General features: G+C 43.7%; 13 protein-coding genes. 8 read left to right on the top strand and 5 right to left on the bottom strand.

The window, feature by feature from the left end:
* Positions 1-16: 16 nt before the first annotated feature.
* Positions 17-265, bottom strand: a complete 249-nt coding sequence (locus tag AHMF7616_RS19745; RefSeq protein ID WP_115374445.1) for a hypothetical protein — start codon at positions 263-265, stop codon at positions 17-19.
* Between the two features lie 205 nt (positions 266-470).
* Between AHMF7616_RS19745 and AHMF7616_RS19740 the strand changes: the two genes are divergently transcribed.
* Positions 471-1109 (top strand): DUF2975 domain-containing protein, encoded by a 639-nt coding sequence (locus AHMF7616_RS19740; protein WP_147275732.1) that lies wholly within the window; start codon positions 471-473, stop codon positions 1107-1109.
* Between the two features lie 4 nt (positions 1110-1113).
* Complete coding sequence (locus AHMF7616_RS19735) at positions 1114-1317, top strand: helix-turn-helix domain-containing protein (RefSeq protein ID WP_115374443.1); 204 nt, start codon at positions 1114-1116, stop codon at positions 1315-1317.
* A 150-nt stretch (positions 1318-1467) separates the two neighbouring features.
* On the opposite strand, the gene AHMF7616_RS19730 is transcribed toward AHMF7616_RS19735, so the two are convergent.
* Positions 1468-2769 (bottom strand): Gfo/Idh/MocA family protein, encoded by a 1302-nt coding sequence (locus AHMF7616_RS19730; RefSeq protein WP_115374442.1) that lies wholly within the window; start codon positions 2767-2769, stop codon positions 1468-1470.
* Between the two features lie 344 nt (positions 2770-3113).
* Here AHMF7616_RS19730 and AHMF7616_RS19725 point away from each other — a divergent pair, with 344 nt between their 5' ends.
* The 6 genes from AHMF7616_RS19725 (at position 3114) to AHMF7616_RS19700 (ending at position 8315) form a co-directional block, all read left to right on the top strand.
* Positions 3114-3833, top strand: a complete 720-nt coding sequence (locus AHMF7616_RS19725; RefSeq protein WP_115374441.1) for a DUF547 domain-containing protein — start codon at positions 3114-3116, stop codon at positions 3831-3833.
* A 75-nt stretch (positions 3834-3908) separates the two neighbouring features.
* Entirely contained in the window at positions 3909-4523 is a 615-nt protein-coding gene (locus AHMF7616_RS19720; protein WP_115374440.1) for a thioredoxin family protein, read from the top strand.
* A 104-nt stretch (positions 4524-4627) separates the two neighbouring features.
* The gene (locus AHMF7616_RS19715) at positions 4628-5956 is read left to right on the top strand and encodes an NAD(P)/FAD-dependent oxidoreductase (protein WP_115374439.1); all 1329 of its coding nucleotides are present in this window, start codon (positions 4628-4630) and stop codon (positions 5954-5956) included.
* A 133-nt stretch (positions 5957-6089) separates the two neighbouring features.
* A complete protein-coding gene (locus AHMF7616_RS19710) occupies positions 6090-6509 on the top strand; it encodes an LIC_13387 family protein (RefSeq protein WP_115374438.1) in 420 nt (139 codons plus the stop codon).
* 167 nt (positions 6510-6676) lie between these two features.
* Complete coding sequence (locus AHMF7616_RS19705; protein WP_199474277.1) at positions 6677-7606, top strand: sugar phosphate isomerase/epimerase family protein; 930 nt, start codon at positions 6677-6679, stop codon at positions 7604-7606.
* A 508-nt stretch (positions 7607-8114) separates the two neighbouring features.
* Positions 8115-8315: a hypothetical protein gene (locus AHMF7616_RS19700; protein ID WP_115374437.1), complete on the top strand. Its 201-nt coding sequence runs from the start codon at positions 8115-8117 to the stop codon at positions 8313-8315.
* 181 nt (positions 8316-8496) lie between these two features.
* On the opposite strand, the gene AHMF7616_RS19695 is transcribed toward AHMF7616_RS19700, so the two are convergent.
* The 3 genes from AHMF7616_RS19695 to AHMF7616_RS19685 all read right to left on the bottom strand — a co-directional run bounded on the left by AHMF7616_RS19695 (position 8497) and on the right by AHMF7616_RS19685 (position 11929).
* Positions 8497-8748: a hypothetical protein gene (locus tag AHMF7616_RS19695; RefSeq protein ID WP_115374436.1), complete on the bottom strand. Its 252-nt coding sequence runs from the start codon at positions 8746-8748 to the stop codon at positions 8497-8499.
* A gap of 316 nt (positions 8749-9064) precedes the next feature.
* Complete coding sequence (locus AHMF7616_RS19690; RefSeq protein ID WP_115374435.1) at positions 9065-10462, bottom strand: M16 family metallopeptidase; 1398 nt, start codon at positions 10460-10462, stop codon at positions 9065-9067.
* A gap of 12 nt (positions 10463-10474) precedes the next feature.
* Entirely contained in the window at positions 10475-11929 is a 1455-nt protein-coding gene (locus tag AHMF7616_RS19685; protein WP_115374434.1) for a M16 family metallopeptidase, read from the bottom strand.
* Between the last annotated feature and the right edge of the window lie 200 nt (positions 11930-12129).

Genomic DNA, 12129 nt, shown 5'->3' with positions numbered 1-12129 from the left:
ATTGCAGAGGGAGGGTTTACTCTTCGGGTGTAATCGGTTCTCTCCAAAAAATATCTGTTTTGTCTTTATTACCCAGAATAACCACTAGGTAAGCTCCAGCCATATAAATAAAAAACAACCCAAATAATCTTTCCCAAAAATGAAGTGGCAATGCATACGACCCTTTAGATGCTGTTTGAAGAAAATCTAAAAAAAGAAGCCCCAGAGAAGCCCCTAGTACACCTAGAGCATATGTAAGCACAGTTACTAATTTCTGTTTTGTCATGGTTGTTGCTAGGTTAGAATAGTAGTTGTAAATATAGTTTTTAAACTATATATTCCATTTTATAGTTCCTTTGGGTTAAATTTATTTTGATGAATTTATTTAAATGTATTTCAATAAGTAATTATTGATTATCAATAAAAATATTTTGATATTTAATAAATTTTATTTTTATTTGAGCGTTCATTTAATTATAAAAACAAAAACTATGAAAGCTTTAGGAAATTACTCGCTCGCTTCTTTCATTCGGTTTATCATTAGTGCCGCCTGGTATATTCAGTTGTTATTTTTGATTTATCTAACTTTTGCCATATCGCTTAAATTCTTTAAGAATGGTACCACTGAACCCACTCCCGAAACCTTGGAGGTAAGATTAACGCAAGGTCGTCCGGTTGAGGTAAGCACAAGAGCCATCGCAGAAAATCTTACAAATGCTTCTCTTCAATTAGACTCTGGTAAACTTACTTTTAACCACCCGAGTAGTAAGTCTATTATTGGGTTTAACCTACTTGTTATGTGGGTTGCCTTTACCATTTCGCTCTCCATTACCTACTTGCTGCGGCAGCTCTTCCGGAGTTTAGCGCAAAACAATCCGTTTGTACTGGAAAATGCGCAACGGCTTCGCATTATTGCCATTTTAATTATGGTAACTTCGTTTACTACCTTTGCGCACGATGCTATTGTAAACTGGTTTTTGCAGCAAAATTTTTTACTAAGTGGCTCCGGCATACGGGCGCACTTAGTCATTGATTTAAAAACTTTGTTTGCCGGCTTAATTGTGCTGGTTATTGCGGAGATATTCCGGATTGGCGCGCAAATGAAAGAAGAACAAGAACTAACTGTTTAATACCATGCCGATATTAATTAACCTGGATTTACAGTTAGTGAAAAAGAAAATGTCGCTAACCGAGTTATCGGAGCGGGTAGATATTACGATGTCTAACTTATCTATCCTGAAGCAAGGCAAGGCCAAAGCTATCCGGTTTTCGACGCTCGAAGCTATTTGCCGCGAACTCGATTGCCAACCCGGCGATATTCTGGAATATAAACCCTAACCGGTAATTTACTATCTACACATGTTACCTGGGCTTTGTAGCTCAGAGTGTAACATGTACCATCTCCTTATTTTTAAAATTATCTGCAGATACAACAAAAAGGCCGTGTTCTCCTAAAACACGGCCTTTTTTACGTTAAAAATTTAAAACTTACACCACCGGGTATTTCCATTCACCGCGGTACTCGCGACTGAGCAGCTTATTAGCTTCCGGGTCGTTCAGGATAACTTCTTTTTCGCCGTCCCATACCACACTTCGGCCTAATTTCATAGACAGCATACCCAATAAAGCCATATTCGTAGACCGGTGACCAATCTCGATATCACAAATGGAGCGTTTTTTAGCTTTAATGGAAGCCAGAAAATCGGCCCATAATTCTTTAATATTTTGGTCGTCAGGTTTATGAAGTTGCGGTTCCTGGTGGATCGGTGCTTTTTTAGAATCGGTAGGGTAGAAGGTCCAGCCGTTTTGCCACCCCATGTGGAACGTACCTTCGGTACCGTAAAAATAACAGCCTACATTTTCGCCTTTCTCAGCGTTATTCGCCGCAAATAAGCGATGTTCCCAATTCACGGTAAAATCTTCGAACTCATACGTGGCTACCTGGTGATCCGGCGCATCGGTGTTATCTTTACGGATAGCCCGGCCACCCGTGGAGAACACTTTCCTCGGAAATTTTTCTTCGGTCCACCACAAAATCTGGTCTAACCAATGAATGCCCCAATCGCCGAGTTGCCCGTTGGCGTAATCCAAAAAAGAACGGAATCCGCGGGGGTGAATAGCCGGGTTATACGACCGCAACGGAGCGGGCCCGCACCACATATCCCAATCTAAGCCTTTAGGTACTTCGGCATCTGGTTTTACTTCGCCGGGCCCGCCGCCATAATGCACAAAGGCCCGCACCATGCCTATTTTGCCAGCCTTACCCGATTTTAAAAAATCCATACCCGAAACGTTGTGCGGCGACACGCGCCGATGCGTACCCACCTGCACCACCCGGTCGGCGTCGCGGGCCGCTTTTACCATGGCACGGCCTTCGTAAACGGTATGGCTAATCGGTTTTTCGACGTATACGTGGGCACCTTGCTGCACCGCCGCAATGGTAATTAACGGGTGCCAGTGGTCGGGGGTGGCTACAATTACAATTTCGGGTTTTTCTTTGCTTAGCAGTTCCCGGAAGTCGCTGTATCTTTTGGGTTTATCCTGGGTTAGTTTTTGTACTTCGGTGTACGATTTTTCTAACTGGTTCTGATCGACGTCGCACATGGCTACTAATTTGCTTTCGCCGGCCGCTAATGCTTCGCGCAGAATGTTGGTGCCCCACCAGCCAGCGCCAATTAAGGCCGTACGGTAAGGCCGCGTTTTACCCGCCACCGAAATAGCCGGCAAAGTATAAGCCGAAAAAGCTAAACTGGCCGCAGCCGAGGTTTTAATAAAATGACGACGATCCATAATTTTAAAATTTTAAGCTGATTCTAAGTAGTTGGTCGTTATGAGTTGTTCGTTGTTCGACTTTCGTTATTTAATTAAAAATTTAAACAATCAGCTACTTATTCTAATGCATTCTTCTGTTTCATTTTGTCCTGTTACTTCGATTAAAATAAAATATTTGCTCCATAAGTTAATCTAATATCAGGCAGAAAGAGGTTTTATACCTGTAAATCTGACCTGTATTTTGCCGGCTTCTTCAAATCTATCGGGTCTGTTGCAAAAATCAAAATTTAAGTAGGAGGGCTTTTGATTATTATGTCTGATTTATTTCTTAGCTTCCCTTATTATTTTGTTTTCCACTGCTCATGAGTAAAGTTGCCCTCTTTGTTTTTTTAATTTTTGCCGGTTTTAACCTCTCTGCCCAAAATACGTTGCCCACTTTTACCGCCGAAGCCGATGCTTTTTTAAAAAAATTTGTAGTAGCTGGTAAAGTAGATTATGCCGCTGTTAAAAAAGAAGCGAAAAGTATTCAGTCTTTATCCGACAAAATTGGTAGTATAGACTTGGCTGAAGCTTCGGATAACAGTAAAAAAGCTTTTTATATAAATGCCTATAATCTGCTGGTGATACAGGCGGTTACTAATGGGTACCCCTTGCAAACCGTAATGGATAAGCCCGGCTTTTTTGATAAAACCTTACACCTGGTAGCCGGCGAGAAATTAACTCTAAATAACCTAGAAAAGAAAAAACTACTGGAACCTTACCGCGACGCCCGCCTGCATTTTGTACTGGTTTGTGCCGCCCTAAGTTGCCCGCCGCTCGCTGACTTTGCTTATACCCCTGACCAGATGGATACGCAACTAAATACCCGCACCCAGCTGGCTCTGAACAATCCGACCTTTATCCGGGTTAATACTCCGAAGCAACAAGTGCTGATTTCTAAAATTTTTGATTGGTACCAAGCCGATTTTTTAAAAAATAATCAAACGGTGCTCCATTTTATTAATGCGTACCGCAGCAACAAAATACCGGAAAATTACCAGCTTGGCTTTTACGAATACGACTGGAATTTAAACAAAAAGTAAAGCCGGGTAAGCAAATACGTAATTCCGGAAGCCTGCAAAATACTTATGGTTTAGTTTTAAAACGATTTATTAAAAATGCAATACGATTATAAACACCCGCTTAGCCAGCTACAACAAACGTTTACTTACTCCGAGTACGAAGCCTTAATTAATAGCTTACTGGCCGAAAACAAAACTACCGGCCCCGACCAGCATCCTAAAATGGTGGAGTATACCCAAATGAACCAGGTTCGGATGACCCGGATTGCCCGCACTACCACGCTGCTGCCCGAAGTGCAGGAAGCACTGGCGCACTTAACCCGCCCTTTGCAATGGCTCGTTTTAACCGAAGCCTGGTGCGGCGATGCCGCGCAAAATGTACCGGTGCTGGCTAAAATTGCGGAGGCATCGGCGGGTAAGATTGAGTTAAAATTGCTGCTCCGCGACGAGAATTTAGAATTAATGGATCAGTATTTAACCAACGGCACGCGCTCCATTCCTAAGTTAATTTGCTTCGATGCTACCACGGGTCAGGAGCTAGGTACCTGGGGGCCTCGCCCGGCCGCGGCTCAGGAGTTGTACTATGCTTTTAAAGCGAACCCGGTTGGTACCAAAAAAGAGTTTATCCAGAACGTGCAGCTGTGGTACGCCCGCGACCGAACTAATTCTTTGCAGCACGAAATGGCCCAATTGCTCCGGAACTGGCATTAAAAAGTAAATTTTTTAAAATTTTATTTTTGATTGACCTTCCGTTGAAATTATATGGTACTTTTTTATAAAATGCACTTGTACTAAATAAGCCGGTTTTACCGTCTATGAAGAAAATAGTAATCATCGGAAATGGCATTGCCGGCGTTACGCTGGCCCAACAAGTGCGGCGGCTCAGTAATCATTCTTTATTAATTATTTCTTCGGAAACCGATTATTTTTTTTCGCGCACCGCCCTGATGTACGTGTACATGGGCCACTTACGGGCCGATCAGTTAAAACCCGTAGAAGATTGGTACTGGCCCGAAAATCAGATTGAGCTGAAGCGCGATTACGTAATGCAGGTAAATACCACGCAAAAACAACTACAACTACAGTCCGGCGAAACAATTAGCTACGATATTTTGGTAATTGCATCCGGTTCTAAATCCAATACGTTTAACTGGCCGGGCCAGAACTTAGCGGGTGTGCAGGGCTTATATTCGTGGCAGGATTTAGAAACCATGGAAGCGATAACGCCCAAAGTAAAACGGGCCATTGTGGTGGGTGGCGGCTTAATCGGGATAGAGCTAACCGAAATGTTTCTGTCGCGGTGCATTCCGGTTACGTTTTTGGTGCGCGAAAAAAGTTTCTGGAGCAGCGTATTACCCGCCGAAGAATCCGCGATGGTCACCCGCCACATCCAAAGCCACCACGTAGATCTGCGCCTGGAAACCGAACTCGCCGAAATTTTGCCCGATGAAGCGGGCCAGGTACGTGCCGTACGTACTAAAAAAGGCGAAGAAATTGCCGGAGAGTTTGTGGGTTTAGCCGTAGGCGTGCACCCTAATATTGATTTTTTAAAAAACAGCGGCATTGCCTTGGATAAAGGGGTGTTGGTAAATGCGTTTTTCGAGACCAACGTGCCCGATGTGTACGCCATCGGCGATTGTGCCCAATATGTAAATCCACCCACGGGCCGCAAACCCGTGGAGCCGCTTTGGTACGCCGGCCGGCAGCACGGCGAAGCGTTAGCGCATAATCTCTGCGGCCAGAAAACGCCCTATCAACCGGGCGTATGGTTTAACTCCGCTAAGTTTTTTGATATTGAATACCAGGTATACGGCGAAGTAAATCGGGAACCGCAACCTGACGAGGCGCATCTTTACTGGGAACATCCGAAGGGTAAAAAATCGATTCGGATTTGTTATGATAAAGCTAGTAACCGCGTAAAAGGATTTAACTTAATGGGAATCCGGTATCGCCACGACGTATGCGCCCGTTGGATTAAAAGTAACACGCCCATTCAGGAAGTTTTAAAAAATCTACGTCAAGCCAACTTCGATCCGGAATTTTTTAAGCGCTACGAACCCGAATTATTACGGCAATACAATCAATTACATCCTTCAGCCCCCATAACAGCTAATAAGGTTAAAAAGCTTTTTGGTTTGAAATAACTGTATTTTTAACTGCTGACTTTTCCATAGACTTACAGATTACTGGAACCAAGTTAATGGTATAGCTAAACCTATAAACTTTTTTCGGGCATTAATTACACCTTAAATCAATGTTTTTTAATAATAACAGCATATGACACCAAAATACTTATGGGAAATTGGCTCTTGTATTTTAATACTTTTAGGAGCGATTCATCTGTATTATACATTTTTAACCAACAAATTTTCATCAGATAATCAAACGTTAATGGCAGCCATGAAAACATCTTTTATGCTGTTAACCAAGCAAACCACCATCTGGAAAGCCTGGATCGGGTTTAATGCCAGCCATAGTATGGGCGTAATTTTTATTGGAATCGTAAATTTTTATTTGGCTGTAAATTACTTCGCGATTTTCGAAACAGATGTTTTCTTCTTTCTCTTTACAATCTCGGTAGTGGCGTTTTATGTGTGGTTAGCAAAAAAATACTGGTTTAAAATACCATTTACCGGATTAGTAATCGCTTTTATTTGCTACATTGTTTCGGGCATTTTAGTATTTACAACCGGATGAAACCTTCCTGAAACAAACGTAAGTGGGTAAAATTTTACTACAATGTCTTTAAATCTGGTTGCGCTGTGTAACCAAAGCTGGTTGAAGAGGGACGATTTAGAAACTGCTTCGGTAATTTTATTTCTGGCCGGAGTTCTTGTATATTGATGCCGCAAAAAGCCATGTACATGAAAAACTTTCTTTTAATCTCTTTAGCCGTTTGTTGCTTAGCGGTATCGTGTAAAACCAGCGATAGTACTAGTTCGGCTACATCTACCACTACCACTAACTCCGGTACCACCACTACAACAACCACTACAACCACTTCCAATGGCGATCAGAGCCAGAATCCGGAAGTAGCTTTAGGTTGGAAATTGGGTGCGCAGGCGTATACTTTTAACCGTTTTACCTTTGCCGAAGCTATTGATAAAATTAAAAGCTGCGGTTTAAGCTACGTCGAAGCGTATCCGGGCCAAACCATTGGCGGCGGCATCGAAGGTAAAATGGAACCCAGCATGCCGGCCGAAAAACGCCAGCAAATTTTAAAAATGTTGCAGGACAAAGGCGTGAAAATGGTATCGTTTGGCGTTACCGGCGCGAAAGACGAAGCCGGCTGGCGGGAATTATTTGAATTTGCGGTAGCGATGGGTCTGGAAAATATTACCATGGAACCGGAACCAGAATTTATTCCCTTGGTTTCTAAACTTTGCGACGAATACCAGATTAACGCCGCACTACATAATCACCCTAACCCTTCGCGTTATTGGAACCCCGATGTGGTGATTGCGGCCATGCAGGGCCAGAGCAATCGCTTAGGCGCCTGCGCCGATATCGGGCATTGGGTCCGTTCGGGCCTGGACCCGGTTGAATGTTTAAAAAAGCTGGAAGGACATGTGATTCAACTGCACTTTAAAGATTTAAACGAAAAAAGCAAAAATGCCCACGATGTACACTGGGGCACGGGCATATCAAATGTAGATGGCGTTTTAGCCGAGTTAAAACGGCAAAATTTTAAAGGTGTTTTATCGGCGGAGTACGAATACAACTGGGAAAACAGCGCCCCCGATGTAACCGCCAGCGTACAATATTTTAGAGAAGCGGTAAAGAAAATAAATTAGAAAGTAGATAACTTAATTTCAGAAACAAAAGTCGGTTTAGGAGTTACTAACCCGGTTTTTTATTTAAAATACCGGAATTATATCTTAAATAACATCATGTAAAAGCAGCGGTAATCTTAAACTTCTGTTCCGGGCCATTATTATACACATTACCTGGCATAGGGCAGTTACTTAGTGCTATGCTTAAGGTAATAAAGCTAGCAATAACAGTAAATTTGTTTTTTTATCGGTAGCCGTATTGTTGCAATAAATCTCTCAATTGGATTACTGGATGGTCGGTGTTTTCTAACAACAGAATTGCAGCGATTTTACATTTCCTCAATAGCATCCACAACTGTTATATTATACTTGTTAAATACAATTGTTATGCAAGCAAACTATTTATTTGTTAGGTACTTAGCTAATAATAAAGAATTTAAAAAATTAAAAATTTGGAGAAAGTTCACAACCTTTCGGCTGCATCGGAGTAAAGAAGTCTTCCCCACAAAAATTTAATCTAAATAACTGTATGAAAAGCTTTTATGATTACGACGTAGACAACCCAACGGAACGGCAGGAACGCTACACCACTTACCCCGAATTATCCCGTTTTCACATGGCCCTCCAGGATGAATTAACCGACGACGAATACCAAACGTATTACGAATCGGAGAAACAATTAATAAAACCAACTCCTGTAGCCAACAACTTTCAAACCCGATGGATATAAATTTTAGCCCCACCACCAACTCTTAAAAGGGTAAACAGCACAGGCAGTTTACCCTTTTTTATGTTTTTTTAGTCCACTTTCCATAGACGACAGCCCCCAATACTTACTGTTAGGCAATTAGCCGGTACGAAGTTTAACAACCGTCAAGTATATTTTTTTCACTAATGAATCTTGTACCGGATTACTCTTCCCGGAAATAAGGATGCTGATAGCTTATGGCGGTAGCTTCGTCAATAATCTCGTAGGTATCGAGCATGTGCGTTTCGCGGCCCGAATTGGTACCTTTTACAAACACGTAATCGGGGGTGCGGTAAATGGCGTAGTTGTGCCGGCCAAACGGAAATAAATTATTACTGCGCAGTTCTTTGGCTTTGGTTAAATCTACCGTTTTGTTAGTGGTAGTAGTTATAATAAACAAATGTTTGTTTTCCATAATATAAGCAGCTGCGGTAAGTATTTCTGCTATACGGTAAAATAAAGAAAGGCCGGTACCAAAACCAGCCTTTCCGGATAAATAAACTCTACTTGTACTATCAAAAATTAAAAAGTTTTTAAATACGGGTAAAAAAGAAGGTCACTAAGTAATGGGTTTACATTCTACTGATTAGATTTTTTGGAATGACAGAAAAGGGAAAATCTAAAAGATAGCTCTAAATTTATTTGAGATTTAGCACATACAATCAGCAAAGAGCCACCTTCTAGCAACCTATTCTTCTAACAACCAGCAACTAACAACCAAGAACTAAATCCTACAGAGCTTTCTTCTTGGTTTCGGCCTGAAACTTCTTGATCTGCGGGGTAATTACTTTTTTATCGCCCACCACTACCATCGTCATATCTTCGGGGCGAATGTACTTTTTGGTGAGATCTTTTACCTCCTGCGGCGTTACCGCGTGAATGGCTTGTACCTGGTTGGTTAAGTAGGTATCAGGCAAACCGTGCAAATCTAAAAAACTGAGTTGATTGATAATGCCTTCGGGGGTGGAGTTGCGCAGCACAAACAAACCAGCTTCGTAGTTCTGAATGCCTTTTAGCTCTTCGGGGCTCGGCGCTTCTTTTTGCAGCCGCTCTACTTCGTTTACAATTTCTTTTAAAGAATTACCCGTATGCTCGGTGGTTACGTCGGCTACTTCGCTCCAGTCGGCTACCCGGTAGCGCGGGGCAACGGTACTGCGTGGGGAGTAGGTATACCCTTTATTTTCGCGGATATTGCTGGTAATGCGGGAGCCAAACGAGCCACCCAGTAAAGAGTTCATCACGCGCAGTTTGGTATAATCGGGGTGCGACGGATCAATGGTGGGCAAACCAATAATTAAAGTGGATTGCGGGGCACCCGGCCGGTCGAGCAGTAACAAATCGGGTTTGGTAACGGGTTGCGCTATTTCGATGCGGGGCGGCGGGCCTTGCTGCCACTCGCTGAGTGCCGACGTAATGGCCTGGCGCATGGCATTCGCTTCAAACTTACCGGCCACGTACACACCGGTGCGCTGGGCGCCAAATTGCCGCTGATAAAAATCCCGGACTTGTTCGGTGGTAAAAGCGTTAATCTGAGCATCGGTGGGTAAATCGCGACCGTAGGCGTGGCCTTTGTACAAAGCCATCCGGAATTTAACATCAGCCTGGGTGCTGGGTTGCGAGCGGGCCAGGTTCATGTTGCGCTTAAAATCGTTCTTAATCCGCGCCATCTCCGATTCCGGAAAAGCCGGATGCTGCACTAAATCGGCCAGTAGTTTTACCAGTTCCGGACCGTATTCTGATAACACCGATCCCGAGATGCTCGTTTGGTTAGAGCCGACACTTACGTTTACCGAGCCACCCATGCGGGCCGCTTGATCGGCAATTTGTTTGGCGTTTAAACTAGCGGTTCCTTCGCGCATGAGTTGGCCGGTAATATCGGCTAAGCCGTTTTCGCTTTCTTGCTCGTGCACATTGCCCACTTGCACAATCAGGCTCACCGTAACTTTCGGTAAAGCGCCATAGGGCACCAGGGTAGCCTGTAAACCATTTGGTAAAGTAAATTCCTGCTTGGCGGGCAAGGTAAAATTGCGCGGTTCGCCACCAGCCGGGGGCGTTTGTTTTTGGGCCACGGCGGCGGTACTGCTCAGGGCGAAAGCCGCACTTAAAATATATAGCGATATTGGTTTCATGATCCGAAATTTTTAACTTTTGGCTAAAGGATTAATGGTTAAAATGGTGCGGTTGGTCGGCCGTAAATATTCGCGCAAGGTTTTCTGCATCAGTTCCGGCGTTACTTTCCGGAACTCCGCTTCCAGGGTGTTAATACGCGCCGGATTATTATCAAACAAAGCAAAACTCGCCAGCATATCGGCTTTCCCGAAACCGTATAATTCGTTAATCTGGTCGTAAAAACTGGAACGCATTTTTACAATGGCTAAATCTAACAAAGCCTGGTCGATGCCGCGGGTTTCTAATTTTTTAATTTCTCGGTCCAGTACCATTATAATCGAATCGGCGGTAACGGTATTGTCGTGCACCAGGCTGCCGTCCCAGAGCATGGGTCCGTTATAGTTAAACATATTGCCTAAACCCGAGTTAATGCCGCCGGTTACGGCGTCGGAGTAGCCGCGTTCCTGCACCAGCGCCTGGTACAAGCGGCTGTCGTGGCCTTGCAGCAAAATCTGGTCGAGTAAGCCCATGGCGTAGTACTCGGGCGTGTTGCGGTCGGGCATGTGATAGGCAAACGCTAAAGCCGGCTTGGTGGCCAGTTTATCGTCTTTGGAAAAACGCTGTTCTTTTTCCTGGCGGGGCTCGGTTAAATCTACTTTGGGCGGTAATTGAGAGGAAGGAATATTGCCGAAATATTGTTTGATCCAGGTTTTGGCCTGCTCCGGTTCAAAATCGCCGGTAACCACGAGCGCCGCGTTGTTGGGCGAGTAAAAAGTTTTAAAAAAGCTTTTCACATCCTCCAGATTAGCCGCATCGAGGTCTTTCAAGTCGCCGTAAAAATTATGCGCATTAAACCAGTTTTTGTTCGCGTACTGCGGCATGTCCAGCCACGGAAAACCGCCGTACGGTTGGTTGAGTACGTTTACTTTTACTTCGTTTTTTACGACTTCCTGCTGATTTTTTAAATTATCCTGGGTAATGTTTAAGCCCCGCATGCGGTCGGCTTCGGCCCACAGAATAGTTTCGAGTTTGTTGGCCGGTACAATCTCGAAGTAATTGGTAAAATCGAAACGGGTAGAGCCGTTAAGCACGCCGCCGTTTTTCTGAATTAACTGAATAAACTCCATTTTACCCAGGTTCTGTGAGCCCTGAAACATCATGTGCTCAAACAAGTGGGCAAACCCCGTACGGTCTTTTGGTTCGTTCCGGAAGCCAATGTTGTAGTAAGCCGCGGTGGTAACAATGGGCGTAGTTTTATCCGGCGATAAAATAACGCGTAGGCCATTTTCCAGGGTGTAATAATCTACCGCTACCTGGTACGCAGCAGTAGTAGGACTGGTAGTGGTTGGTTGGGTGGTAGTTGGGGTGGCGGAGGTGGTAGAACTTACGGTTTTAGGACTACAAGCTCCCAACGAAAGTGTTATTCCAAGTCCGAGGGCAGCAGAAGCTAACCATAGCTTCTGCCGGGGTAAAAAATAAGCGCGCATAGTTGAAAATTGTTTAAATTTTAAAAATTTAAGAGTCGGGTAGGTAGATAAAAATTATTTACTGCGCAGCTCGTTTATAGAGAGCCGCAGTTCCCCAAAATAATCTTTTGTTTGTTTTGCGCGGTAAAGTGGGAGCGAATTAGTTACCAGTAGTAACTGCTTAAAAGTAAATAACTCTCCGGAAAATAAATAGCTAATTT

Source organism: Adhaeribacter pallidiroseus (genome assembly GCF_003340495.1).
Lineage (GTDB): Bacteria > Bacteroidota > Bacteroidia > Cytophagales > Hymenobacteraceae > Adhaeribacter > Adhaeribacter pallidiroseus.
This window is presented reverse-complemented; position numbering and strand designations above follow the sequence as displayed.

Excerpts from the sequence above, each read along its gene's own strand:
- AHMF7616_RS19740 (WP_147275732.1), top strand. The coding sequence starts at position 471 with ATGAAAGCTTTAGGAAATTACTCGCTCGCTTCTTTCATTCGGTTTATC.
- AHMF7616_RS19700 (WP_115374437.1), top strand. The coding sequence starts at position 8,115 with ATGAAAAGCTTTTATGATTACGACGTAGACAACCCAACGGAACGGCAG.
- AHMF7616_RS19690 (WP_115374435.1), bottom strand. The coding sequence starts at position 10,462 with ATGAAACCAATATCGCTATATATTTTAAGTGCGGCTTTCGCCCTGAGC.
- AHMF7616_RS19685 (WP_115374434.1), bottom strand. The coding sequence starts at position 11,929 with ATGCGCGCTTATTTTTTACCCCGGCAGAAGCTATGGTTAGCTTCTGCT.
- AHMF7616_RS19695 (WP_115374436.1), bottom strand. The coding sequence starts at position 8,748 with ATGGAAAACAAACATTTGTTTATTATAACTACTACCACTAACAAAACG.
- AHMF7616_RS19705 (WP_199474277.1), top strand. The coding sequence starts at position 6,677 with ATGAAAAACTTTCTTTTAATCTCTTTAGCCGTTTGTTGCTTAGCGGTA.
- AHMF7616_RS19715 (WP_115374439.1), top strand. The coding sequence starts at position 4,628 with ATGAAGAAAATAGTAATCATCGGAAATGGCATTGCCGGCGTTACGCTG.
- AHMF7616_RS19720 (WP_115374440.1), top strand. The coding sequence starts at position 3,909 with ATGCAATACGATTATAAACACCCGCTTAGCCAGCTACAACAAACGTTT.
- AHMF7616_RS19710 (WP_115374438.1), top strand. The coding sequence starts at position 6,090 with ATGACACCAAAATACTTATGGGAAATTGGCTCTTGTATTTTAATACTT.
- AHMF7616_RS19745 (WP_115374445.1), bottom strand. The coding sequence starts at position 265 with ATGACAAAACAGAAATTAGTAACTGTGCTTACATATGCTCTAGGTGTA.
- AHMF7616_RS19730 (WP_115374442.1), bottom strand. The coding sequence starts at position 2,769 with ATGGATCGTCGTCATTTTATTAAAACCTCGGCTGCGGCCAGTTTAGCT.
- AHMF7616_RS19725 (WP_115374441.1), top strand. The coding sequence starts at position 3,114 with ATGAGTAAAGTTGCCCTCTTTGTTTTTTTAATTTTTGCCGGTTTTAAC.
- AHMF7616_RS19735 (WP_115374443.1), top strand. The coding sequence starts at position 1,114 with ATGCCGATATTAATTAACCTGGATTTACAGTTAGTGAAAAAGAAAATG.